28 protein-coding genes are annotated in these 24,705 nt (G+C 44.6%); 18 read left to right on the plus strand and 10 right to left on the minus strand.

Features of this window, described 5'->3' with window-relative positions; genetic code table 11:
• Positions 1 to 801 carry an undecaprenyl-diphosphate phosphatase gene (locus tag DFP76_RS05490; RefSeq protein WP_113873644.1) on the plus strand — a complete coding sequence of 267 codons (801 nt, stop codon included), beginning with the start codon at positions 1 to 3 and terminating at the stop codon, positions 799 to 801.
• A 36-nt stretch (positions 802 to 837) separates the two neighbouring features.
• Positions 838 to 1,626 carry a class I SAM-dependent methyltransferase gene (locus tag DFP76_RS05495; RefSeq protein ID WP_113873645.1) on the plus strand — a complete coding sequence of 263 codons (789 nt, stop codon included), beginning with the start codon at positions 838 to 840 and terminating at the stop codon, positions 1,624 to 1,626.
• Positions 1,627 to 1,642: 16 nt separating this feature from the next.
• On the opposite strand, the gene DFP76_RS05500 is transcribed toward DFP76_RS05495, so the two are convergent.
• Positions 1,643 to 1,855, minus strand: coding sequence for a SlyX family protein (locus tag DFP76_RS05500; protein ID WP_113873646.1), 213 nt, complete (start codon positions 1,853 to 1,855; stop codon positions 1,643 to 1,645).
• Positions 1,856 to 2,142: 287 nt separating this feature from the next.
• Here DFP76_RS05500 and DFP76_RS18330 point away from each other — a divergent pair, with 287 nt between their 5' ends.
• Positions 2,143 to 2,601, plus strand: coding sequence for a cold-shock protein (locus DFP76_RS18330; protein WP_113873647.1), 459 nt, complete (start codon positions 2,143 to 2,145; stop codon positions 2,599 to 2,601).
• A gap of 29 nt (positions 2,602 to 2,630) precedes the next feature.
• Positions 2,631 to 3,125 carry a thiol peroxidase gene (gene tpx / locus DFP76_RS05510; protein ID WP_113873648.1) on the plus strand — a complete coding sequence of 165 codons (495 nt, stop codon included), beginning with the start codon at positions 2,631 to 2,633 and terminating at the stop codon, positions 3,123 to 3,125.
• A gap of 79 nt (positions 3,126 to 3,204) precedes the next feature.
• Here the strand turns inward: tpx and panD are convergent, their stop codons facing one another.
• Genes panD through dapE form a run of 4 tightly spaced genes read right to left on the minus strand, consistent with a single transcriptional unit; the run spans position 3,205 to position 5,445 of the window.
• Positions 3,205 to 3,585 (minus strand): aspartate 1-decarboxylase, encoded by a 381-nt coding sequence (panD, locus tag DFP76_RS05515; RefSeq protein WP_063333895.1) that lies wholly within the window; start codon positions 3,583 to 3,585, stop codon positions 3,205 to 3,207.
• 58 nt (positions 3,586 to 3,643) lie between these two features.
• The gene (locus tag DFP76_RS05520; protein WP_113873649.1) at positions 3,644 to 4,018 is read right to left on the minus strand and encodes a hypothetical protein; all 375 of its coding nucleotides are present in this window, start codon (positions 4,016 to 4,018) and stop codon (positions 3,644 to 3,646) included.
• Positions 4,008 to 4,289, minus strand: coding sequence for a hypothetical protein (locus DFP76_RS05525; protein ID WP_113873650.1), 282 nt, complete (start codon positions 4,287 to 4,289; stop codon positions 4,008 to 4,010). Before DFP76_RS05525 ends, DFP76_RS05520 begins: the two co-directional genes overlap by 11 nt.
• 10 nt (positions 4,290 to 4,299) lie before the next feature.
• Complete coding sequence (gene dapE / locus DFP76_RS05530; RefSeq protein ID WP_113873651.1) at positions 4,300 to 5,445, minus strand: succinyl-diaminopimelate desuccinylase; 1,146 nt, start codon at positions 5,443 to 5,445, stop codon at positions 4,300 to 4,302.
• 79 nt (positions 5,446 to 5,524) lie between these two features.
• Between dapE and DFP76_RS05535 the strand changes: the two genes are divergently transcribed.
• Positions 5,525 to 5,722, plus strand: a complete 198-nt coding sequence (locus DFP76_RS05535; RefSeq protein WP_113873652.1) for a hypothetical protein — start codon at positions 5,525 to 5,527, stop codon at positions 5,720 to 5,722.
• On the opposite strand, the gene DFP76_RS05540 is transcribed toward DFP76_RS05535, so the two are convergent.
• The 5 genes from DFP76_RS05540 to map all read right to left on the minus strand — a co-directional run bounded on the left by DFP76_RS05540 (position 5,719) and on the right by map (position 12,024).
• On the minus strand, positions 5,719 to 6,063 hold the full coding sequence (locus DFP76_RS05540; RefSeq protein WP_113873653.1) for an ArsC family reductase: 345 nt from the start codon (positions 6,061 to 6,063) through the stop codon (positions 5,719 to 5,721). The two genes, DFP76_RS05535 and DFP76_RS05540, sit on opposite strands and share 4 nt — an antisense overlap.
• Before the next feature lie 80 nt (positions 6,064 to 6,143).
• A complete protein-coding gene (dapD, locus tag DFP76_RS05545) occupies positions 6,144 to 7,181 on the minus strand; it encodes a 2,3,4,5-tetrahydropyridine-2,6-dicarboxylate N-succinyltransferase (RefSeq protein WP_113873654.1) in 1,038 nt (345 codons plus the stop codon).
• A gap of 35 nt (positions 7,182 to 7,216) precedes the next feature.
• The gene (gene dapC / locus DFP76_RS05550; protein WP_113873655.1) at positions 7,217 to 8,404 is read right to left on the minus strand and encodes a succinyldiaminopimelate transaminase; all 1,188 of its coding nucleotides are present in this window, start codon (positions 8,402 to 8,404) and stop codon (positions 7,217 to 7,219) included.
• A gap of 7 nt (positions 8,405 to 8,411) precedes the next feature.
• Positions 8,412 to 11,105, minus strand: coding sequence for a [protein-PII] uridylyltransferase (gene glnD / locus DFP76_RS05555; RefSeq protein ID WP_113873656.1), 2,694 nt, complete (start codon positions 11,103 to 11,105; stop codon positions 8,412 to 8,414).
• 61 nt (positions 11,106 to 11,166) lie between these two features.
• The gene (map, locus tag DFP76_RS05560; protein ID WP_181799793.1) at positions 11,167 to 12,024 is read right to left on the minus strand and encodes a type I methionyl aminopeptidase; all 858 of its coding nucleotides are present in this window, start codon (positions 12,022 to 12,024) and stop codon (positions 11,167 to 11,169) included.
• Positions 12,025 to 12,342: 318 nt separating this feature from the next.
• On the opposite strand from map, the gene rpsB reads away from it, so the two are divergent.
• The 13 genes from rpsB (at position 12,343) to lpxA (ending at position 24,656) form a co-directional block, all read left to right on the plus strand.
• Positions 12,343 to 13,077, plus strand: a complete 735-nt coding sequence (gene rpsB, locus DFP76_RS05565; RefSeq protein WP_063333904.1) for a 30S ribosomal protein S2 — start codon at positions 12,343 to 12,345, stop codon at positions 13,075 to 13,077.
• 89 nt (positions 13,078 to 13,166) lie between these two features.
• Entirely contained in the window at positions 13,167 to 14,027 is an 861-nt protein-coding gene (tsf, locus tag DFP76_RS05570) for a translation elongation factor Ts (RefSeq protein ID WP_113873657.1), read from the plus strand.
• Between the two features lie 128 nt (positions 14,028 to 14,155).
• Positions 14,156 to 14,878 carry a UMP kinase gene (pyrH, locus tag DFP76_RS05575; protein WP_013797131.1) on the plus strand — a complete coding sequence of 241 codons (723 nt, stop codon included), beginning with the start codon at positions 14,156 to 14,158 and terminating at the stop codon, positions 14,876 to 14,878.
• A gap of 7 nt (positions 14,879 to 14,885) precedes the next feature.
• Positions 14,886 to 15,443 (plus strand): ribosome recycling factor, encoded by a 558-nt coding sequence (gene frr, locus DFP76_RS05580; protein WP_113873731.1) that lies wholly within the window; start codon positions 14,886 to 14,888, stop codon positions 15,441 to 15,443.
• Between the two features lie 48 nt (positions 15,444 to 15,491).
• Positions 15,492 to 16,223, plus strand: a complete 732-nt coding sequence (uppS, locus tag DFP76_RS05585) for a polyprenyl diphosphate synthase (protein ID WP_113873658.1) — start codon at positions 15,492 to 15,494, stop codon at positions 16,221 to 16,223.
• A 2-nt stretch (positions 16,224 to 16,225) separates the two neighbouring features.
• A complete protein-coding gene (locus tag DFP76_RS05590) occupies positions 16,226 to 17,029 on the plus strand; it encodes a phosphatidate cytidylyltransferase (protein WP_113873659.1) in 804 nt (267 codons plus the stop codon).
• The gene (gene ispC / locus DFP76_RS05595; RefSeq protein WP_113873660.1) at positions 17,030 to 18,202 is read left to right on the plus strand and encodes a 1-deoxy-D-xylulose-5-phosphate reductoisomerase; all 1,173 of its coding nucleotides are present in this window, start codon (positions 17,030 to 17,032) and stop codon (positions 18,200 to 18,202) included.
• Positions 18,202 to 19,551, plus strand: coding sequence for an RIP metalloprotease RseP (gene rseP / locus DFP76_RS05600; protein ID WP_113873661.1), 1,350 nt, complete (start codon positions 18,202 to 18,204; stop codon positions 19,549 to 19,551). Before ispC ends, rseP begins: the two co-directional genes overlap by 1 nt.
• A 10-nt stretch (positions 19,552 to 19,561) precedes the next feature.
• Complete coding sequence (gene bamA, locus DFP76_RS05605) at positions 19,562 to 21,874, plus strand: outer membrane protein assembly factor BamA (protein WP_245931877.1); 2,313 nt, start codon at positions 19,562 to 19,564, stop codon at positions 21,872 to 21,874.
• Positions 21,875 to 21,907: 33 nt separating this feature from the next.
• Positions 21,908 to 22,402, plus strand: a complete 495-nt coding sequence (locus tag DFP76_RS05610) for an OmpH/Skp family outer membrane protein (RefSeq protein WP_113873663.1) — start codon at positions 21,908 to 21,910, stop codon at positions 22,400 to 22,402.
• A 3-nt stretch (positions 22,403 to 22,405) separates the two neighbouring features.
• Complete coding sequence (lpxD, locus tag DFP76_RS05615; RefSeq protein WP_113873664.1) at positions 22,406 to 23,443, plus strand: UDP-3-O-(3-hydroxymyristoyl)glucosamine N-acyltransferase; 1,038 nt, start codon at positions 22,406 to 22,408, stop codon at positions 23,441 to 23,443.
• Positions 23,443 to 23,880 carry a 3-hydroxyacyl-ACP dehydratase FabZ gene (gene fabZ, locus DFP76_RS05620; protein WP_013797122.1) on the plus strand — a complete coding sequence of 146 codons (438 nt, stop codon included), beginning with the start codon at positions 23,443 to 23,445 and terminating at the stop codon, positions 23,878 to 23,880. Before lpxD ends, fabZ begins: the two co-directional genes overlap by 1 nt.
• Positions 23,880 to 24,656: an acyl-ACP--UDP-N-acetylglucosamine O-acyltransferase gene (gene lpxA / locus DFP76_RS05625; RefSeq protein WP_113873665.1), complete on the plus strand. Its 777-nt coding sequence runs from the start codon at positions 23,880 to 23,882 to the stop codon at positions 24,654 to 24,656. The genes fabZ and lpxA overlap by 1 nt, the downstream gene beginning before the upstream one ends.
• Positions 24,657 to 24,705 lie beyond the last annotated feature (49 nt).

Raw genomic sequence — 24,705 nt, forward strand, 5'->3', positions numbered from 1 at the left:
ATGTTGTGGTACCACATTGTATTTCTGGCCTTAATTCAAGGTCTGACGGAATTTTTGCCCATTTCCAGCTCGGCTCACCTCATTCTTCCTGCTCAACTGCTGAATTGGCCTGATCAAGGCTTAGCCTTTGATGTAGCGGTGCATGTTGGCACTCTAGCGGCCATAGTTTGGTATTTCCGAGCCGATTTATGGAAGATTATTTGTGCTTGGGTGGGCTCAGTTTCTGGCAAAGGTGGTAGTAACGATAGCAAGTTGGCTTGGTGGATTGTCTTGGCGACGATTCCTGCTTGTGTTGCGGGCATGGTGTTTGATGATTTTATCAGCACTCACTTGCGATCTATCGAGGTGATAGCCTATACCACCATTGGTTTTGGTGTATTGCTTTGGCTTGCTGACCGGTTTGGACGTTCCTATAAAACACAGCAAGATCTTGCCTTCAAAAATGTGCTGGCGATAGGGCTGGCTCAGGCTTTGGCTTTGATTCCAGGAACGTCTCGATCAGGTATTACCATGACCGCCGCTCGTAGTCTGGGCTTTACTCGTGAAACCTCCGCACGTTTTTCATTTCTACTTTCCATCCCTCTTATTACTGCTGCTGGCAGTTTAAAGTTGATTGAGCTGATGTCTTCGGCAATTGTGGTGGATTGGTCTAGTCTTATCATGGGTGTGATTTTATCCGCCATCAGTGCCTATTTATGTATTTACCTGTTTTTAAAATGGTTAAATACCATAGGTTTTTTCCCATTCTTTATTTATCGCCTCGTTTTGGGTGTGATTCTCTTATTTATGGTTTACGCCTAATTGTATTAGGTTTTTTTGTTTCATTAGGGTGGGGTTATGCCAAGTTCTATTGCCGTTTCGACAAATGAATCCTCATTCGCTAATGAGGTAAAAGCCTTATCACAACAGCTGCAATTACCGTATTTTTTTCTGAAGAAAGAGCTTAAATTCGCGACTGAGTATGATTATCTGTTATTGAAAAATACTCAGGGCGTGGCGATTGCTAAAACAGGCAAAGGCGCGCCTAAGCCGGTTTTTGTTGATTTTACTTCTGGTGCGGCCGATCACAGGCGGCGTTTTGGTGGCGGGAAAGGTCAAGATATCGCTAAGGCGGTAGGGCTAAATAAACGTAATCAGTTATCCGTTTTAGACGCAACGGCTGGCTTGGGGCGCGACGCCTTTGTATTGGCTTGTTTAGGTTGTGACGTTAGCTTGTGCGAACGTGTCGGCTTTGTGCGTCAGATGCTGGAAGATGGGTTGTATCGCGCATCGATGCACGCAGAGGTGGCTGAGATTGCCGCCAAGATGACGTTACAAATGGGAGATCTCGCTGAGATGGATGAAGAGGCCACATTCGATGTGGTTTACCTTGATCCCATGTATCCACATACTGAAAAATCATCAGCGGCGGCTAAGAAAGAGATGGCTTTTTTTCGTGATTTAATTGGTAAAGACGAAGATGCCGATCGCTTATTAGCCGAGGCGAAACAGCGAGCTGAATATCGAGTAGTTGTAAAACGACCAAAAGGCGCACCTTACCTTAATGGTGAGGAACCAACTTATCAATTAGATGGTAAATCTGGCCGCTTCGATGTATATGTTCTGAAATCACTCGATCTTTCCTAACACGAAAAAACGGTCATTAATAATGTGGCGGTGTTTCATTGTCATTAATGGATTGCTGCTGTCGATAGCTTTCCAATTGTTTTGCAAACAAGCCTAACTGTTCTTGCAGTATTAGCATGTCTTTTTGTTGTCGAATCAGTGCCTGATTTAAACTGTCAATGGTGTCTTCTTGAAACTGTACTTTCATCTCTAATTCATCGATACGTAGATTGAGTTGTGAGGTATTCATAGAGGCCTTCTGTGTGTTAATCTTATTAAGCTAAGCTCATATTTTTACAGTCATTCTCTAAAAAATTACATGACTTATGTTGCGGTCATTTATAAAGTAAGAATGGCGTGAAAATTGCCTATTGATAGGATGCAGGTATTTTACTCTCATCTTTATTGGCTTCACATGGCATTTAAGAAAGAGTTTGGTAAAAATATCTATATATTCACTTTTACTAACACGAAGCTGGCTTTATTTGGCCAATTTCGCATCACAATACTATTTAATAAGATAAGAGATATATTGTTATGAATGATCATCAAGATAATTTTTCGAGTCAAGGTACGCCGAGTGCCGGTTTTTTTTCATTGCGCGCTTTTATTGTTAGCTTAGTTATCGCACTTATTGTGCCATTGCTAATTGCAGGGGTTTTAAAAGAAGAGATTGCCACAAACTACCTAGTGTACTTTGGTTTTGTTCTAGTATCGGTTTACCTTGGTACTATGGTAAGTCAAATTCGTGTGTCTGGATCAGCTGGTCATGAAGATGACGATGATGACCGCGAGCAAGGCACTGTGAAGTGGTTTAACTCTTCAAAGGGCTTTGGTTTTCTAACCATGGAAAACGGTGACGATGTGTTTGTTCATTACCGTGCGATTCGTGGCCGTGGTCGTCGATTCCTAGTTGAGGGTCAACTTGTTCGCTTTTATGTCACTGAAGGTGAAAAAGGTAAGCAAGCTGAAAACGTATCCATTGTTCGCGGCTAATTATCGCGATTGAATTTAAAGAGGCAAATATGGCTCAGGTAACATTGAAAGGAAATCCTTTTGAGACAGTCGGTACTTTACCTGCTGTTGGGACTCAAGCTCCTGATTTTGAATTGGTTAAAACAGACTTGTCTGTAACAACGCTAGCCGATTACCAGGGTGCTAAATTAGTATTGAATATTTTTCCATCTATCGACACGCCAACTTGTGCTACATCCGTTCGCAAGTTCAACGAATCAGCAGCGGCCTTAAAAGGGGTTAATGTGATTTGTGTGTCTGCGGATCTGCCTTTCGCGGCAGCTCGTTTCTGCGGTGCTGAAGGCATTGATAATGTGGATACAGGCTCTAGCTTCCGTTCTACTTTTGGAGCGGACTATGGCTTGTCTTTTGCTAATGGTCCGTTGGCTGGTTTGTTGTCTCGTTCTGTTATTGTACTGGATGAGTCTGGCAAGGTGCTTTATTCTGAGCAAGTGGCAGAGACAGCAGATGAGCCTAACTATGAAGCCGCATTAGCGTCTTTGTAATTTTGATGTTCATAAAAAAAATCCCAGCCTTTGGCTGGGATTTTTTTATCTACAGATTCACTGCATTAACAATGCAGATTTAATCTTTTTGCATTGGAATGGTGTTAGTTGATCGCTCAACACTGTTATCTTTATTGAGATAAACCAGCTTAGGTTTAAATTGATCAGCTTCTGCTTCATCAAGCTGGCCATAAGCGGCGATGATGACACGATCTCCTACTTGTACACGACGAGCAGCTGCGCCATTCATAGAAATAGTGCCTGAACCAGCTTCAGCTAAAATGACGTAAGTATGAAAGCGTTCGCCATTATCGACATTGTAAATATCAATTTTTTCAAATTCACGAAAACCCGCTAATTCGACTAGGTCTTTGTCGATTGCGCATGAACCGTCGTACCAAAGCTCAGCTTGGGTAACGCTGGCCATATGAAGTTTGCCTTTCAAAAGTGTTACTTGCATTACAGTCTCTCTACTCTTATTTTCTTGGTGCGCTTATACCTTGTGGGTGTCAGCGATATTACGTCCAAATGAATGGTCCTTCGCCCTGTTGGTTGATTCGCCACCATTGGTCAGGGTCTTGTTCGCCAGCTTCTTCCCATCCTTGATAATTGCAGCGGACTTCACAATTTAGGGTGGAGAAGGCTTGTCTAGCGCAAGCCATATCGTCTTCCCAAGGGGTTTTGTCAGAGTCAAACCATACCGACGTAAAGCGCTTTCCTGCGGCTTGTTCTAAGATGGTGACCTTGATGTCTGCCTGTTGATATTCGAAGGTGAGTTTAGTGCAGACCGCTGTAGGCTGCGTTTTCTCAATGACGTTGAACTCGCCTTCTAGCCAATTGATGATTTTATCAGTTGGACAGGATAGTAGGTAAATTTCGATGTCAGTTTGCATCGTCTTCATCCCTTTTTTGTAGCATATGATAAATCCTTAAGACGCTCATTGATAGATAACCAGCCATTGTCCAGATCACACCGCAGCTTGCTAAGATCAAACCAAATAGGGCAATGATTTCTTGTGAGAGTGATTCATTTAATACTCGGTCAGATACCATCAGCACTAAAACACCAAAAACAAAAAGCAAGCCGCCTTGAATCATTTTGATCAAGGCGAGTTTTGGACTGTTGCCTAGCTTCATGGCTAATCGGTGGATTTTTTCTCTCATTGTTGAATCGTTATTTTGTCTTCACAAACAGGTTTTCTAAAATACCAGAATACACATTGGATAGCTGTTCTAGACTGTTGGCGTCTACACATTCGTTGATCTGGTGAATGGTGGCGTTTATTGGTCCAAGTTCGACAACTTGAGTGCCCATTTTAGCGATAAAGCGGCCATCGGAAGTGCCTCCAGAGGTGGATAGCTCTGGTGTGATGCCAACGTTCGCTTCTATTGCCTCAACCATAGCATCAACCAGTTCGCCCGGCTTAGTTAAGAAAGGAAGGCCGTTGTAAGTCCAGTCAATGTGGTATTCCAATTGATGTTGTTCAAGAATGCTTAACACGCGTTCTTTCAAGGCGTCAAAGTCCAGCTCAGACGAGAAACGGAAATTGAATTGAGCCTTTAGTGTGCCTGGAACAACATTGGTAGCACCTGTTCCTGCTTGGATATTAGAGACTTGAAAGCTGGTCGGCGGGAAGAAGTCATTGCCATTATCCCAATGTGTATCAGCCATTTCCGCGAGAGCGGGTGCGGCTAGGTGAATTGGGTTGACGGCCAGATGAGGGTAAGCAACATGACCTTGTTTACCATAGACAGTAAGATCACCGCTAAACGAACCGCGACGACCATTTTTGATAATGTCACCAAGTTGCTTCGTACTGGATGGTTCACCAACAATACACCAATCGACTTTTTCATTACGTTCCATCAAGGCGTCGACGACTCGTGTAGTGCCATCAACAAAAGGGCCTTCTTCGTCACTGGTAATGAGGAAGGAGATTTGTCCTGGATGATTTGGGTGGGCTTGTACAAAGTTTTCCACCGCTGTGACCATGGCGGCTAAGCTGCCTTTCATATCAGCGGCACCACGTCCGTAAAGCATGCCATCAATGATTTCTGGCTGGAAAGGTGGAACTTTCCATTCGCTTTCAGGACCAGTTGGTACGACGTCTGTATGACCAGCGAAACAAAGGTTTGGTCCCGAGTCTCCGCGTTTTGCATAGAAATTTTTCACTTCGCCAAAAGGCATTTTTTCGACCTTAAAACCAAGCTTTTCGAGGCGTTGGATCATCACTTCTTGGCAGCCAGCGTCTTCTGGTGTAACGGAAGGACGTGAAATAAGATCTATGGCAAGTTTTAGGGTAGGAGACAAGTCAGACATTCTTTACCTTTGTGTTGGTTTTAGCTACTTTATAAAAGATTCTGTTACTATAACAGGAGATTTGTATAAAGGTGGGATTATGAAGCTAGGTGTTGTCATTTTATTGAGTTCTGTTGTTGCTGGTTGCAGTTTTTTTGGACAACAACCCGTCATTCAGGAATCTTTTTTCGTTCCCGTCATTCGTTCGGATGTATCGACTTCAGGATACACGCCAACCGTTACGCCTATGACTCAAAGAAAGGAAACACCTCGTATTTATACCCCAGTTTTACGTTAAAGTAAGGCTTGGGTATATTGTTCGGCATTAAATCCTAAATACACATCATTGTTTTTCACAATAAGTGGGCGTTTAATCACTGAAGGCTGTTCAAGCATAAGTGCAACCGCATTGCTTTCATTCATATTCTCTTTCACGTCATCAGTCAGCTTACGCCAAGTTGTGCCACGTTTATTAATGACGGCTTCCCAACCCAGTTTCGCGACCCACGTGGCAGCTAGTTCTGCATTCACGCCTTCTTTTTTATAATCATGGAATTGATATTCCACTTGGTGCTCATCAAGCCAGCGAAAAGCTTTTTTCATCGTGTCGCAATTTTTAATGCCGTAAATATTCAGCATGACGGACTCCCATAAGGTTAATGATAAAAAGATGGCGCTTTAACGTTACATTAAAGCGCCACGATTTGGCTTATTAAAGACTAGTTATGTGCGTGCAATGCTTCGTTCAAAGCAATGGCAGTCTTATTGGTTTTGCATTCAATTGCGCCGGTTTCAGAATTACGACGGAACAATAGATCTGATTGACCAGACAAGTCGCGGGCTTTAACGGTAGAGACAACTTGGTTGTCTTCATCCAGTACGGTTACTTTAGAGCCTGCAGTGATGTACAAGCCAGATTCAACTGTACAGCGATCGCCTAGACCAATGCCAATACCTGCGTTCGCACCAATCAAACATTGCTCACCAACACCAATGACAATGTTGCCGCCACCAGATAGAGTTCCCATAGTTGAACAGCCGCCGCCCAAGTCAGAGCCATTACCAACAACAACGCCTGCTGAAATACGACCTTCAACCATGCTAGTGCCAAGTGTACCGGCATTGAAGTTAACAAAACCTTCGTGCATTACTGTGGTGCCTTCACCTAAATGAGCGCCAAGACGGATGCGTGCTGCATCGCCAACACGAATACCAGCTGGTACAACAAAGTTAAGCATTTTAGGGAATTTATCTACGCTAAAGACTTCAATGGTACGACCTTCCATACGAGCGCTTAGTTGGCGGTCAGCAAGTTCGCGAACATCAATAGGGCCTTCGCTGGTCCAAGCAGTGTTAATCAATAGACCGAACATACCATCCAGTACAGTGCTGTGTGGTTTAACTAGGCGATGCGAGATAAGTTGCAGTTTCAAGTAAACCTCAGCTGGATTGCTTGGGGCTTCATCTGTTGCCAAGACACATAGAATAACAGGCTGAGTAGAGGCTTTCAGGCGAGAAGCCAATTCAGCTTGTTCAATGTTACCGGCTTTTAGTAGGTTCATGTGAAGGCGGTTTAGATCGCTTTCATCTAGAACGAGTGTGCTGTTACCGCCTTCATAATTTGTGCTTTCTACTAACGCGTCAAGCGTGGTCTTTTCAGCGCCTAAGCAAGGTGCGGAATAAAAGACTTCAAGCCAGTCGCCTTCTTTGTTTTGAGTGCCGATACCAAGACCGAATGCAAAAATTGAGTTACTCATGTATTTATCTCCAACTGAGTTGTATAGCTAAGGGGTTATCTGCGACTGAGGAAGGCGTTTATTCTGTGTGCCGCCTCAGTGCATTCTGATTCTTCGGCAACCAATGCCATGCGAACATGTTGGCTGCCAGGATTGTGTCCGTCTACTTCACGACCAAGGTAACTGCCAGGCAATACCAAAACGGCTTCTTCTTGGTATAACGCAGTGCAGAATTCCTCGTCAGACATGGTCAGTTGTGGCCATAAATAGAAGCCCGCTTCGGGCTTGCTGACCTGCATGACGGGTTCGAGTATGTCTAACACAGCGTCAAATTTACGAGTATAAATTTGACGGTTTTCGATCACGTGCTGTTCATCATTCCAAGCGGCAATAGAGGCCATTTGATGATGGATTGGCATGGCGCAGCCTTGATAGGTGCGATACAGCAGGAAAGGCTTGAGTATGTCGGCATCTCCAGCGACAAATCCCGATCTTAGACCTGGTAGATTAGAGCGTTTGGAAAGTGATTGGAAAATCAGACAATGCTTATAGTCTAAGTGGCCTAGTTGCTGACAAGCTTCTAATAAGCCTAAAGGCGCTGCTTCGCCGAAGTAAATTTCTGAGTAGCATTCGTCTGCGACGATTGTGAAATTAAACTGTTTGGCCTTTTCAATAAGAAAGGCGTATTCCTCTAGGGTTGTAATGGTGCCGCTTGGGTTGTTTGGTGAGCAGACAAATAAAATCTCACAACGTTTCCAAACCTCATCGGTTACCGCTTGGTAATCGATTTTATATTGGTTGCTGGCATCGCATGGCAAGAAATGGCGATCAGCACCCGCCAGAATCGCGGCACCTTCATAAATTTGGTAAAAAGGGTTAGGACTAATCACGAGTGGAGAGGTTTTTTCTCCGACCAATGTTTGGGTAATGGCGAACAGGGCTTCACGTGTGCCAGTGACAGGCAACACTTGAGTATCGGGGTTTAGATCGTCCAATTGGAAGCGAGCTTTGGTCCAGTCGCTGATGGCTTGGCGTAATGCGGCCTCACCTTTGGTGCTCGGGTATTTGCTCACACCATTAAGGTTATTGGCCAGAGCTTCCATCGCCACTTGAGGCGCCTGATGTTGTGGCTCACCAATGGTTAGCTTGATCAGCGTCTTATCTGGGTTAGGCTGTATGTCTTCTAAGAGCTCAGCTAACTTCTGAAATGGGTAAGGATGTAAGGAATCAATAAATGGGTTCATGTTTTCTTTAATCCGTCGCTTGCGAAAAGCGGTCAATTTTTTCTTTTAATAGGTTACAAATGGAGTCCATACGCTGCGGATCACTGATCAGTTCACCTTGGTCATCGGTGATGTAAAATGTGTCTTCTACGCGTTCGCCCAGCGTCGCAATCTTAGCTTTGTGCAGCATGATGTTATGGTTCATAAAGAATTGGCCGATTAGGGCTAATAACCCAGGACGATCAGGGGCTGTCACCTCTAGAGCGGACCATACTTCTTCTGGTTGGCTGACAAAATGCGCGGTCGATGGGGAATTGAAAATCTTCAAGATCCTTGGTGTATGGCGTTGTACGACACTGCCATAGGAAGAAGGGTTTTCCAGTTGCTCCATCAAGGTGTCTTTTATCAAATCAATGCGTTGTTTATCAAGGTATAGGTTCTTGTCCGCTTCGTTGCTGTCCATAACCACAAAGCTGTCTAAGGTGTAATTGTCGCTGGTGTGGCTAATTTTTGCGTCCAGAATGGTGAGGCCCAATTGTTCAAAAATGGCTGCTGTGACCGCAAATAGATGTTCACTGATGGGGGTGTAAATAAAAATTTTGCTGGCCCCTGAGAAGTTTCTTCCTCCCAATGGCGTAATAGCAATCAGAGGTTTATCGCTCGGTCTGTGGCGTATAATGGCTTCGGTATTCCAAGCAATTTCATCCCCATTTGAGCGAATGAAGTATTCCTCTTCGATGGTGTCCCAAATGGCTTCCGCTTCCGCAATGTCGACATTACGTTCAATGATGAATTCAAGGGCTCTTTGTTTGTGTTCATCACTGATGGTTTCGGCATCAATTGGTGAGTCAAGACCGCGACGTAGGGCGCGCTTGGTCTCCAAATAGAGTTGGCGCATCAATGATGCACGCCAGCTGTTCCACATGGTTGGATTGGTGGCGTTAATATCGGCTACCGTCAAGATGAAGAGGTAGTCTAGGTGCTCTTGATCTTTGACATAGCTGGCAAATTCCCAAATAACTTCGGGATCAGATATGTCTTTACGTTGTGCGGTTACCGACATAAACAAGTGATTGCGAACCAACCAGATGACCAGTTCCGTATCGCGTTTCGATAAACCATGTCGTTCACAGAAAAGTTGCGCATCAACGCAGCCCAACTCAGAGTGATCGCCACCACGGCCTTTGGCAATGTCGTGGTACAAACCGGCAATGTAGAGCAGCTCTACTTTGGGAACGTGACGGATCGCCTGTGCAGAGATAGGGAACTTTTGTTTAAATTCAGCTAACCATAAACGGCGCAAGTTTTCGATCAGTTGTAGAGTGTGCGCATCGACCGTATATATGTGGAACAAGTCATGTTGCATCTGCCCAATGATGGCACCGAATTCTGGCAAGTAGCGGCCCAAAAGTCCTAGATGCTTCATTGAGCGTAGTATGCTGGTAAGTCGATAGCGGCTGGCAATAATGTCTAAAAACAGGTCGGTGTTGACTTTGTTGTTGCGAAAGTCGTCGTCTATTAAATCCAAACTGTCGCGTAATTGGCGCATGGTGTTGGCGCGAATGCCGCGGATATTTTCATGCTCGCCAAACAGTACATAGAGTTCCAGCATGCAGGATGGGTTGTCTTGGAATAAGCTGCTAGAACGAGCTTCTAACTGACCATTGGCAATTTGAAAGCGATCATTAATGACTTCAATGTTGTCTTTCTCATCACTGCTTAAAAAAGACTCTTCAAAATGCTGTAGTAAGAGGTCATTTAGCTGTTGAATTGCAGCGACACTTTGATAATAGCCCTGCATAAAACGTTCAACATTTCGCTTTAGATCGTCATCATCAAAACCGAAGAGTTTTGCTAGGGTGCGTTGATGATCGAATAATAGGCGGTCTTCTTTGCGCCCAGCGATCATGTGTAGTGCCCAACGAATACGCCATAAGTGACTGACTGCGCCTTTGATTTGAATGTATTCGTCTTCTGAAAGGAATTCTTTGTCAATTAATGCGCTGAGTCTGTGGGTATGAAGGTGACGTTTAGCAACCCAGTCAATGACTTGCATGTCACGTAAACCACCTGGGCATTCTTTCAAATTAGGTTCTAGGTTGTAGGCTGTATTTTGATATTTGCCGTGGCGCTGTTTCTGTTCTTGTAGCTTGGCTTCATAAAACGAGCGTCCATCCCACATTTTGTCGGTATCAATGTTTACCTGCAGTTTGCCTAATAAGCTTTCGGGCCCACTCAGGGTTCGCGATTCGATCAAGTTAGTAATGATGGTGATGTCTTGCTTGGCGATATCAGTACACTCGTCCAGACTGCGTACACTGTGACCTATGTCTAAATTGATGTCCCACAAAAAAGTGATGAAAGCCTCAAGCTTGTCTTTCGGTGCCGAGGTTTCGTTCTCAATCAGAATCAACAGATCAATGTCCGATTTCGGGTGCAGTTCACTGCGTCCATATCCACCAACGGCGACTAAGCTAACGTGCTTTTCAACATCTAGTCCTTTGGCTTTCCAAGCGGCTTGTAATACCTCATCAAAAAAAGCAGAAAGGCCTTTGACCAGTTTCTCTATTGGGTAAAGAGAATGAAACAGGTCGTTATAGGCGTTGGTTTTTTCTTCAATAATGGCTTTGTAGCGAGGAATCGAACAATCCGCTTGGGAAAGCTCGTGTTTTTCTTCATTTGAAAGAAGTGGCGGAGCGTCTGGAAAAGCAGGGAAGTCCATACAAAAGCCTCGAAGAATGGATAGGGTTGATCTGAGTGTTTAGTTAACTGAAACTGCGCTTCTATGCGAAGCGCGTTTCCTCTGGGCGGCGAGTTAGAACTTCTACTCCATCCGCTGTGACAAGCAGTGTGTGCTCATATTGAGCTGACAAACGGCCGTCTTTTGTTTTCGCAATCCAGTTGTCAGGACCGGAATGCTTAACCTGTTTCTTGCCAGCATTTATCATTGGCTCTATGGTCAAAGTCATGCCTTCTTCTAGCGCAACACCCGTGCCCGCTTTACCGTAGTGAGCCACTTGGGGTTCACCGTGGAAGGTGGTGCCGACGCCATGACCGCAATACTCTTCAACCACTGAGTAATGATTTTTGTGAGCATGGGCGGCAATGGCAGCGCCAATATCCCCCAGTTGTACGCCCGGTTTAACCATGTCGATGGCTAAATACAGACATTCTTGAGTTACCTTGGCAAGGCGTTCAGCGTGCGGTGCAACAGGGCCAACAAAGAACATTTTGCTGGTGTCACCGTAATAACCATCTTTGATGATGGTGATGTCGATGTTGACCACATCGCCTTTTTTCAAGGCTTTGTCGTTTGGAATGCCATGACAAATCACATCGTTTACCGATGTACAGCAAGATTTTGGGAAGCCGTGATAATTCAGCGGTGCTGGAATCGCGCCTTGTTGTTCAACAATGTAGTTGTGGGCGATGATATCAAGCTGTTCGGTGCTCACGCCTGGCACAACGAATTCTTCTAGCATAACTAGAACGTCTGCAGCCAGTTTACCAGCGGTTCGCATGCCTTCGATGTCACTGATGTCGGTGAAGCGAGTCGCAGCAGGGCGAGGTGTCGCTTTAGGGACGTCAAGGCGGCCATTTTGAGTGAGTTGTTCAACTTTTTGTAGAATTTCGTTGCTCATAGTCTATCGATCTTAAAAGAGTTTTCATTTAGTTGTGGGGTATTCTACATGAGTTGAGCGGTAGAATCGCCTCTCTAAATGAAAAAACATTGCTTGGTTTAATGGCTAAAATGCGCTTTTTGTCTTTTGATTTGCTCTTGTTTATGGTATAAAACGCCGGCTTAACGGGCTTATGTCCACAAGTTAAGTTATTACTTAAAACTAACGATCTTGCCGCAATAAATGAAAGTGTCTGGGGTGTCTTAGGTTGCCTTAAACCTTGTTTGACTGATGCTTTTAGCTGGTAAGCACAATTTAACCCAAATAAAGGATAGTAAAATGCCTACAGTTTCTATGCGCGACCTTCTACAGGTTGGTTCACACTTTGGTCACCAAACTCGTTACTGGAACCCAAAAATGAAGCCTTTCATTTTCGGTGCTCGTAACAAGATTCATATCATCAACCTTGAGCACACTGTTCCTGCTATTAACGAAGCTCTAGAGCTAGTTAAAAAAATGGCTGAGAACAAAAACAAGGTTTTGTTTGTTGGTACAAAGCGTGCAGCATCTAAAACAATCAAAGAGCAAGCAGCTCGTGCAAGCATGCCATACGTTAACCACCGTTGGTTAGGTGGTATGTTGACGAACTACAAAACCATCCGTGCTTCTATCAAGCGCCTTCGTGAGCTTGAGTCTCAGATGACTGATGGTACGTTCGAAAAATTGACTAAGAAAGAAGCTTTGATGCGTACTCGTGAGCTTGAGAAACTTGAGCTTTCAATGGGTGGTATTAAAGACATGGGTGGTCTACCAGACGTATTGTTTGTTATCGACGTTGATCACGAGCGTATCGCGATCAAAGAAGCAAACAAGCTAGGTATCCCTGTTATCGGTATCGTTGATACTAACAGCAACCCAGATGGCGTTGACTACATCATTCCAGCTAACGACGATGCGATTCGTGCGGTTCAGCTTTATGTTTCAGCGTTTGCTGATGCGGTACTTGAAGGCCGTTCTGCAACTGCTGGCAGTGCTGACGAATTCGTTGAAGTAAACGAAGCTACTGAAGCGTAAGCAAACTTTCGAGTTTGTTCTGGTTTCTAAAGGGAGGTCGAGTGACTCGCCTCCTTTTTTAAATTTGAATTGGTAAAAGAGGATTTAACATGGCCGCAGTATCTGCAGCATTGGTAAAAGAGCTACGTGAACGTACTGGCCTTGGCATGATGGAGTGTAAAAAAGCACTTGTCGCTGCTAACGGTGATATCGAAGTAGCTATCGAAGAGCTTCGCAAATCTAGTGGTATGAAAGCTGCTAAGAAAGCGGGCCGTACTGCAGCGGAAGGAACTATCGTTATGCGTGTTGCTGACGATGCTTCTTACGGTGTGTTGGTTGAAGTAAACTCTGAAACTGACTTCGCTTCACGTGATGAAGGTTTTGTTGCGTTTGCTAACAAAGTTGCTGACATCGTTTTCACCACGAAAGAAACCAACATGGAAACCTTGTTGGCTGGTGAACTTGGCCAGGCTCGTGAAGCTTTGGTTCAAAAAATCGGTGAAAACATCACACCTCGTCGTGCACTTATCGTTGAAGGTGGTCTAATCGGTGGTTACCTACACGGTAATGGTCAAATCGCTGTATTGACTCAACTAGAAAACGGTTCTGACGAGCTAGCAAAAGACGTTTCTATGCACGTTGCGGCGGTAGCGCCTCGCGTTGTTAAAGGCGAAGACATGCCTGCTGACGTTCTAGCTAAAGAAGAAGAAATCATTCGTGCGCAGCCAGACATGGCTGGTAAGCCTGCTGAAATCGTTGATAAGATGATTGTTGGTCGTATGAAGAAATTCTTGGCTGAAAACAGCCTTGTTGAACAGCCTTTCGTTAAGAACCCAGAAATTAAAGTGGGTCAACTTGTGAAAGACGCTGGCGCTTCTGTTACTTCTTTTGTTCGCCTTGAAGTAGGTGAAGGTATTGAAGTAGAAGAAGTTGACTTCGCTGCAGAGGTTGCTGCACAGCTTAAAGGTTAATTCCAAGTTGTGTAATGTGTTTTTAAAAGGGGCAGCTTGACTGCCCCTTTTTATGAAAGCTGGATGCAAAAGAGTCGTTTTATTTGATTCAATTGCTCTAAAGATGAAATCCCTTGCCGGAGGTGGGTATGCCAAAAGAAAAGAATCCAAATTACAAACGTATTTTGCTTAAGTTGAGTGGCGAAGCCTTGATGGGTGATGAGTCTTTCGGTATTGATCCTAAAGTATTGAACCGTATTGCGCTGGAAATTGGTCAATTACGCGGTATTGGGGTTGAAGTCGGAATTGTTATTGGTGGTGGCAACCTATTTCGTGGTCAAGCCTTGAGCCAGGCTGGCATGGACCGTGTGACAGGTGATCACATGGGGATGTTGGCAACGGTAATGAACGCCTTGGCAATGCGTGATGCGCTAGAAAGAGCGAACATTGCGACTCGTGTTATGTCGGCCATTACCATGACAGGTATTGTTGAGCCTTACGACAGACGTCGTGCGATGCGTTTAATGAAAGAAGGTGATGTATTGATCTTCTCTGCAGGCACGGGTAATCCTTTCTTTACAACAGACTCTGCTGCTTGTTTGCGCGGTATTGAGATTGACGCCGATGTTGTATTGAAAGCGACAAAAGTAGATGGCGTTTACTCGGCGGATCCGATGAAAGATCCTGATGCCGTTAAATATGATAAATTGGGTTACGATGAGGTACTAGAGAAGCAATTAGGCGTGATGGATTTAACCGCTATTTGTTTGACTCGTGACCATTCTATGCCATTAAGAGTATTTAATATGAACAAGCCAGGCGCCCTGATCAACATCATGGTTGGTGGCAATGAAGGCACACTGATTGAGTGAGGAAGTTATGATTAACGAAATTTTAAAAGACGCAGAAGAGCGTATGAGTAAAGCGGTATCTTCTGTTGAATCCGCGTTTAAAAAAATCCGTACAGGGCGTGCTCACCCAAGCTTGTTAGATTCGATCAAAGTGAACTACTACGGTTCTGATACGCCACTAAGTCAGGTGGCTAATATCACGGTCGAAGACGCTCGTACTTTAGGTGTTTCCCCATGGGAAAGTAACCTTGTTCCAGAGATTGAAAAAGCCATCATGAAATCAGACCTTGGCTTGAATCCGGCAACAAACGGAAGTTTGATTCGTATTCCAATGCCTGCTCTGACGGAAGAAACTCGTAAAAACTATTTCAAGCAAGCCAAATCAGAAGCAGAAAATGGCCGTATTGCCATCCGTAACATCCGTCGTGATGCAAACGCGAATCTGAAAGACTTGGTGAAAGAGAAAGAAATCTCTGAAGACGAAGACCGTCGCGGCCAAGATCAAGTGCAAAAACTAACGGATAAGTTTGTTGCTCAGGTAGAAGAGCGCCTTGCAGCGAAAGAAAAAGACTTGATGGAAATTTAATGAGAGAAGCGAGCTTAGCTCGCTTTTTTTATTGGCTAGGATATATGTATGTCTGAATTGGTTGACGGCAGCACTGAGTCTGCAGTCGGCCCAGCTCATATTGCCATTATCATGGATGGTAATAATCGCTGGGCGAAGAAAAAACATCTCCCGAGTATTGCTGGTCATACAGCGGGTGCGGCGGCGGTACGTCGTACTGTTGAGGCGGCCGCTCGATCCGGGGTAAAGGTGTTGACCTTGTTCGCATTTTCCAGTGAAAACTGGAAGCGCCCACAGGTGGAAGTGGATGGTTTGATGGGACTCTTTATGCGTTCCCTGAAAAAAGAACTAAAACGACTCCAAGCCCATAAAATTCGATTGCGTGTGATGGGCGATATATCAGGCTTTAGTGAAGGTTTGCAGGCGCAAATACGCGCTACTGAAGATGCCACAAAAGATCATGATCAAATGACGTTGGTGATTGCCGCGAACTATGGTGGTCGTTGGGACATCGCGCAAGCGGCTAAATCATTAGCCGAACAGGTGGCGTCAGGTCAGTTATCCCCTGAAGACATTACAGAGGAAAAGTTGGCTTCACGAATTCAGTTGGCAGATTTGCCTGAACCGGATTTGTTAATCCGAACTTCTGGCGAAGAGCGTATTAGTAACTTTATGTTGTGGCAATCAGCGTACTCAGAGTTTGTCTTTTTACCGGTTTTATGGCCGGACTTTGATCAATCTGATTTTGATGAAGCCATTGGTATTTATCAAAATCGTCAGCGTCGCTATGGTGGGCGATAATCATGCTACTTCCTCGTGTTCTCAGTGCCATCGTAATGGCCTTTTTGTTTATCTATGCGGTCTTTTTTTTAGATGCGTTCGCTTTCTCCGTTTCTATGGCGGGTGTTGTTGTGCTGGCGGCTTGGGAGTGGGCACGTTTATCTGGCGTTAAAGGGCAAGTGGGTCGTGTTGGTTTTGCAGCTCTGGTCGCTTTGCTTTGTTATGCGTCATCTGTCTATCAGTTACTTACCCTTAGTTTGTACATTAGCCCTATTTTATGGTGTCTTGCTTTGTATTGGGTGATTCGCTACCCAACGCCTTTAGTTTGGCAGCATACCTATGCTCGGCTGGTATTTGGGGTATTGGTGATGGTGTCGACTTGGGCGGCCTTGGTGGTTTTAAAACAATCCACTGATTTTGTGGTCTGGGTACTGTTGTTGATGGGGCTGATTTGGGGCGCTGACTCAGGTGCTTATTTTGCCGGTCGTGCATTTGGTAAGCGTAAATTGGCCAGATTCGTTAGCCCTGGTAAATCATGGGAAGGGGTAATTGGTGGCATTATCCTAACGCAACTGGGTGTTGCTCTGTTCTGCCAATGGCAAGGTTTTAGCGCACTTGAATGGCTTCTATTGGCCTTAGTTGCTTTGTTGACCACCGCAGTCTCGGTGCTGGGGGACTTGACGGAGAGTTTGTTCAAACGCCATGAGTCGTTAAAAGATTCCAGTCATTTGATTCCTGGTCACGGTGGTGTGATGGATCGTGTCGATAGTTTGACAGCCGCAGCACCAGTATATGTTTTGTTTTTATTGTTAAGTGGATGGCTTTAGATGCAAGGTATTTGTCTGTTAGGCGCAACGGGCTCGATTGGGCAAAGTACGCTGGACATTATCGCTCAGCATCCAGATAAGTTTTCTCTTGTTAGTGCTTCTGCCAATACTAGCGTGGCCAAAATGGCGGATATTTGTCGCCAGTTCCGGCCTCAGCGGGTTGTAATGGGTACTCAGGCTGCTCGAGATGAGTTAGCCGTGTTGTGTGCGGGTCTTGATATTTCCTTTGAATGGGGAGCGTCGTCTTTAGAAAGCATTGCTGCGGACAGCGCGGTTGATCAAGTAATGGCGGCGATTATGGGGTTTGCTGGCTTAAAGCCAACCTTATCTGGGATTCGCGCGGGCAAACGTATTCTATTGGCAAACAAAGAGTCCTTAGTGACAGCTGGCAAGTTGTTTATGGATGAGGTGGCTCATCATAATGTGTGTTTGTTGCCGATTGACAGTGAACACAATGCTATTTATCAAAGCTTGCCTCAGCATTCCTCTGGGGCGCATAAGCAAGATGTGGATAAAATTATTTTGACCGCATCTGGTGGTCCATTTCGCACTTGGTCATTAGATGAAATGGCTAACGTCACCCCTGCGCAAGCTTGTAAACATCCTAATTGGTCGATGGGACAAAAGATTTCCATTGATTCTGCGTCGCTAATGAACAAAGGGTTGGAACTCATCGAAGCCTGTTGGTTATTTGATGTCACACCTGACGATGTAGAAGTTGTGGTTCACCCTGAAAGTATTATTCATTCTATGGTGTCTTATCGAGATGGGTCGGTCATTTCGCAAATGGGGAATCCGGACATGAAAATCCCCATTGCTTATGGCATGACTTGGCCAAATCGAATTGAAACCAATGTACCGTCATTAAATCTGACTGAGATTGCTCGGTTGAATTTTGAATCACCAGACCGGCAGCGCTTTCCTAATCTACAGCTGGCAGCCGATGCTTGGTATTTGGGCGGAACGGCAATGGCAACACTGAACGCGGCGAATGAAATCGCGGTAGCGGCCTTTCTGCAGGGACGAATTGGTTTCCTAGACATAGCGGGTGTGAATCATAAAGTGTTGCATCAAGCTGAGGTGGTTCCTGTGAATGATCTGGAAGTGGTGTTTGCCGCAGACGCTCATGCTCGTCAGCTGGCCGAAGCCTGTATTGCTCAGGAGGCATTTTAATGCTGCAAAACATTTTTTCGATTGTTGTTGCTTTAGGTGTACTGATTACCTTTCATGAATTTGGCCATTATTATGTGGCTCGTCGCTGTGGTGTGAAAGTGCTGCGTTTTTCGGTGGGTTTTGGCAAACCTATTTACCGTTATGTAAGTAAGAAAACCGGCACTGAATTTACTTTAGCGATGATTCCTCTTGGTGGTTATGTGCGCATGCTGGATGAGCGTGAAGGCAATGTGCCAGAGGCGATCAAGCATCAAGCCTTTACCCAGAAAAATGTCTGGCAACGTATCGCGATAGTGGCAGCAGGGCCGTTGGCGAATTTCATTTTGGCCGTGGCTATTTATGGTCTAGTCGCTTTACTGGGCATTCAGAGTTTGGCACCAAAAGTTGGTCATATTGCTGAGGACAGTTTGGCTTCTCAAACCCAGATGCAAGAGGGCGATGAGCTGGTTGAGGTTGCTGGTGAGGCGGTTTCTTCTTGGGAAGAAGTGAATTTAGCGCTGGCGGGCTTGATTGGTCAAACAAGAACTATTATCGTTCGATATCGTGTTGAAGGGTTGAGCAGTATTCAGCAGGACACTGTTAGCTTGAATCGATGGCTGGTGGGTGAGGAGCCGAACAACCTTATTCAATCTTTTGGCTTGTTACCATGGCAGCCGACAGTGGCGCCTGTTATTGCTCAAGTTGTTGATGGCGGTGCGGCACAGGTTGGTGGCTTTGTAGCGGGCGATACCATTGAGTCGATCGATGGTGAAGCTATGTCTAGCTGGCAGCAGGTTGTAAAGAAAGTGCAAACCAGCCCAAGTAAACGTCTGACAGTAGTAGTATTAAGGCAAGGACAAAGTAAAACCCTATCCTTAACACCAGCGGCTGCGGAGCGTAATGGTAAGGTGATGGGTTATGCTGGTTTGGCTGTTGTGCCACCCAAATGGGATGAGAGTTTAATTCGAGAACGTCATTACGGTGTGTTTGAAGCCATAGGGTATGGCTTTCAACAAACAGCAAAGATGGTTTCTCTGACGGTCTCCTCTATTGGGAAAATGCTGCAAGGGTTAATTTCACTGGATAATTTGTCTGGGCCGATCACCATTGCAAAGGTGGCCAGCGCTTCTGCTGATTCCGGTTTGCAGTCGTTTTTGAAATTTATGGCTTACTTAAGTGTGAGTCTTGGTGTGTTGAATTTGTTACCCATCCCTATGTTGGATGGTGGGCATTTGTTGTTTTTTAGTATTGAGGCCATTCGCCGTAAACCCGTTTCTGAGAAGGTTCAGGGGGTAGCGTATCGAGTTGGGGCTTCTTTGTTGTTTGCTCTAATGGCCGTTGCCATTTTTAATGATATTGCCCGCTTGTAGAGAGGTATATGTGAGAGTCGTTCTAGCTGTATTGTTGACTTTAATCAGTGTGCAAAGTATTGCAAAAGCGGTTGAGGATGTCCGAATTGATGGTTTAGTTCAAATGCCATCAGCCAGAGCATTTGATTTAATCGGTTTTAATGAAAATCAGTCTTATGACTCAGGGAAGGTTTATCAGGCCATTAGTGCGTTATTTGATACCGGATTCTTTAGTGACATTGATGTCTACGAAGAAAACGACGTGCTGGTATTTAAGCTCGTTGAGCGTCCTTCCATTGGCAATCTTACAATCGAAGGCAATGAACTGGTTAAAACAGAAGACTTAGAACGAGGTCTTAAATTATCAGGATTAGAGATTGGTGAGATATACAAGCCAGAAACTCTGAATCAAATTGCACAGGAATTACAACGTCAATATTATGCTCTGGGTCGCTACAGTGCCAAGGTTGATATTTCTGTTGAGGATATGCCCCGTAATCGTACTGCTATTAAGATAAATATCGATGAAGGTGATACAGCGAAAATTGTTCACATCAATATTGTTGGTAATAACAATTTTGACGAAGAGACGTTAACGAAAGACTTTGAGTCTCGTGAAACAGGTTATTGGAACCCCTTCAGCTCCGCCGATGAATACGCTAAAGCTAAAATTCAAGGCGACATTAATACTTTAAAAAGCTTCTATCTCGATAATGGTTACCTAGACTTCCAAGTCGTATCCAGTCAAGTCAGTTTGTCGTCTGATAAGCGTGATGTTTACATCGTGATCAATGTCGATGAAGGTCAGCCATATTACCTGAATGACGTGACATTGAGTGGTAGCCTGCCAATTTCAGAAGATCGAGTGTGGAAACAGGTAACGCAGAAAAAAGGCGATCTTTTTTCTCGTAGCCAAGTGACGAAAATTATCGAAGGCATTTCGACTGAGTTAGGTGATGACGGCTACTTATTTACCAATGTGAATGTGATTCCTGAAAAATTGGATGATCACACGGTTAATCTGAGCTATCAAATTACCCCAGGGCCGCAAGTCTATGTTCGCCGTATTACCTTTAGTGGTAACAGCGAAACCCAAGACGAAGTATTGCGCCGCGAGATGACGCAATTCGAAGGTGCGCTGGCGACACACTCTAAAATTCAGTCATCCAAACGTCGTATTGAGCGTCTAGGTTTCTTTGGCAGCGTAGACTTGCGTACTCGTCCTGTGGCGGGCACCACGGACCAAGTTGATATCGATGTGGTTGTGGAAGAACAAGCTTCAGGCAGTATTCAGGCTAGTATTGGGTATTCGCAAGAAGACGGTACGGTATTGGGTTTTGGTATTTCCAAACGTAACTTCTTAGGCACAGGTAACAAGTTATCCTTCAGTGCATCTCGTACTGATTCCACTCAGGATTACTCGATCAATTATGATAATCCTTACTTCACTGTGGATGGGGTCAGTCGTGGTTTCCAGATTTTCTATCAAACTAGCGATCACGCTGACGATGATGTAGAAGATTACGATCTAGACGAGATCGGTGTTGGGGTCAGCTACGGCTACCCAATTTCCGATACGCAACGTTTAACCTTTGGTATGACGGTAAAAGAAAGTACGGTTCAGTTAGGTTATGACCCATCTAATGAAACCGAAAACTATGTTGATACCCATGGTGATAATTATGACGATGTGATTGCCAGTTTGACTTGGTCTGATAGTGATTTGGTTGGTGGGGTATTGCCAACCAATGGTTATTCGACCAAAGCTACCCTTGAGGTCGCTTTACCTGTGGGTGATCAGCAATATGCGAAAGTGGGGCTGACATCACAGAAATATTGGAATTTAAGCGGTTCGGATTTGTGGTTGTTCCGTCTGAAAGGTCGTCTTGGTTACGGAGCAGGTTATGGAGACAGTGATTCCTTGCCTTTCTTTGAAAACTATTATGCAGGTGGCGCTTATTCTGTGCGTGGCTACGGTGCGTCTTCATTGGGGCCACAAAACTCATATGATGATGAAGACACCAGTACGTCAGCATTAGGTGGTAATATTCTAATGACCGGAACCGCGGAACTGATTTTCCCACTTCCTATGGTGGAAGATCATAAATCTGTTCGTACGTCGATTTTCTTAGATGCTGGTAACGTCTTTACGGATAATTGTTTGTCCACCAATACCGATTGTAATGAAGGGGTGGATTTGGACGAAATTCGTTTCAGTCTAGGTTTCAGTTGGACATGGATTACACCGATTGCGCCATTGTCGTTTAACTTTGCAAGACCATTAAATGCGCAAGACGGTGACAGTACCGACGTTTTCCAATTCCAGTTGGGAACCACTTTTTAAGTTAATCTGAGTAAAAGCATAAGAGGATTTGTAATGAAAAGAATGATATTGGCACTTTGCACATTGATGTTGATGAGCAATGTACAAGCTACAGAAATGGCTGTGGTCGACTTTAGAGCAGCGCTTTTGCAAAGTAATATTGGTCAAGAAGCGGCCAAAGAGCCAAAGCAAAAAGTAGCGCAAATGGAAGCCCGTTTACAACAAGAGCAGACCGCGTTAAAAGAAGCGGACGAACAGCTTAAAAGAGAAGAGCTAACTTTGGCGCCGGAAGAGTTCAATAAGCGCCGCAGTGATTTAGTGAAAAGACAGAATGGCATCCGTCAAATGGCAGCGCAAATGCAGCAACAAGCTAAACTGTTAGAACAAAAATTGATTGAAGACCTTACTCCAAAAGGCGAAGCTGCTCTAAAATCCATTATTGATGAACGTAAACTAGACTTAGTATTAAATAGACAGCTAAGCTTATATGCTAATAGTGAATCTGATATCACCAATGAATTGGTGGAACGCATTAATAAGGACAATTAATTTATGAGTTACACGCTAGGGCAATTGGCTGAAAAAGTCGGGGGCGTCGTCAAAGGCGACAGCAACCTCGTTATTGATAGGTTAGGGACGTTGGAAAAAGGCACGAAAAACGAATTAAGTTTTTTGGCGAACCCTAAATATCAAAGCCAGCTTGCAGAGACGAATGCGGGCGCTGTCCTAGTAAAAAACGAAGAACTCGCGATTGACCTTGATCATGCCATTATCGTAGCTAATCCTTATCTTGCCTTTGCACAATTGTCGCACTTATTTGTTCCACTGAAAGAATCTTGGCTTAGTGTACATCCTTCTGCGGTTGTGGCGGACGATGTTCAACTGGGGAACAATGTCGTGATTGGTCCTAATGCGGTGATCGACAGTGGGGTGATCATTGGTGATGATTGTGTGATTGGGGCCAATACTGTGGTGAGTCGTGGTTGCTCATTAGGGCGTGCGACACGTTTATACCCCAATGTGACTTTTTATCACGATGTGTCTGTCGGGGCGGATTGTATCTTCCACAGTGGTTGTATAGTGGGGGCTGATGGTTTTGGCTTTGCGCCGAATAATGGTGAATGGGAAAAAATTGATCAGCTTGGTAGTGTGGTGATTGGTGACCGAGTAGAGATAGGTTCTAGTACGACGATTGATCGTGGTGCGATAGAAAATACGCAAATTGGGCATGGTGTTAAAATAGATAATCAAGTTCAAATTGCTCATAACGTCGTAATTGGCGATAATACCGCCATTGCTGCAGGAGCGGCGATAGCAGGGAGTGCAAGGATAGGTGCTTCCTGTACAATTTCTGGTTGCGTAGGGATTGCGGGTCATATCACAATCACAGATCATGTTCATATCACAGCAATGAGTATGGTCAGTAAATCAATTCCAGAAGCGGGCTCTTATTCCTCCGGAATGGGAATGGAACCAACGCCTAAGTGGCGTCGTTCTGTCGCGCGCTTTAGACGAATTGATAATATGGCGAAGCAAATTACAACACTGGAACAGAAGATTAATAAGCTTTCAGAAAAGGTTGATGTTTAATGATGGACGTAAATGAAATTCGTCAGTATTTACCTCATAGGTACCCGTTTTTACTAGTTGATCGTGTTGTTGAGTTAAATCTGAACGATTCCATCGTAGCGTATAAAAATGTAACAGTGAATGAACCATTTTTTAATGGTCATTTTCCAGATCACCCAGTAATGCCTGGTGTTTTGATTATTGAAGCGATGGCGCAAGCGGCCGGTGTTCTTGGTTTCAAAACAATGGATAAGACACCAGAAGACGGTTCGATTTATTATTTTGTCGGGTCTGATAATGCTCGATTTAAACGTCCTGTTGTACCTGGTGATCGTCTACAGTTAGAAGCAAAGATCATTGCGGAAAAACGCGGTATCTGGAAATTTGAGTGTAAAGCAACGGTTGATGGCCAGCTTGCTTGTTCTGCAACCATCATGTGTGCTGATAGGAAGTTATAGTGGCGATACATCCAACTGCTTTAGTCGATCCGAGTGCTGAACTTGACCCAAGTGTTGAAGTTGGGCCGTTTTCTGTGATCGGACCGAATGTTAAAATTGGAGCTGGTAGTGTTATTAAATCTCATGTGGTGATTAATGGTTATACTGAGATTGGTGAGAATAATGAAATCTATCAGTTTGCTTCCGTTGGAGAAGCAAACCAAGACAAAAAGTACAAGGGTGAGCCAACGCGTTTGGTGATTGGTGACAGTAATGTTATCCGTGAAAATGCCACTATTCACCGCGGTACCGTACAAGATCAAAGTATTACTATTATCGGCAGTGGCAACTTGTTTATGGCCAGTACCCATATCGGTCACGATTGTGTTGTTGGTGACAATAATATTATGGCAAATTATGCGGCTTTAGCTGGGCATGTGAAGTTAGGCGATAATGTCATTTTGGGTGGCTATACTGGGATTCATCAGTTTTGTCAGGTGAATTCTTATAGTATGTGCGGCATGGGATCCATGGTCTCAAAAGACGTACCAAGATTTATCATGGTATCTGGAAATCCAGCCAAAGCACATGGTATGAACTTTGAAGGAATGCGCCGTCGAGGCACTCCGAAAGAAGTCATACGGGCACTGAAAAATGCGTATAAGCGTGTTTACTTGAAAGGGTCAACACTGGAGTCTGTACTGAGTGAGTTGGAGCAAAGCCCAGATTACGCCATTCCTGAGGTGGCAAAGTTTGTCATGTCGATTCGAGCGTCTGAGCGCGGGATAATTCGATAACTCCCCCATAGAAAACGAAAACCCCGGAACGCTTCGGGGTTTTTTTGTT

The organism is Marinomonas aquiplantarum, from assembly GCF_003314975.1.
Taxonomy (GTDB): domain Bacteria; phylum Pseudomonadota; class Gammaproteobacteria; order Pseudomonadales; family Marinomonadaceae; genus Marinomonas; species Marinomonas aquiplantarum.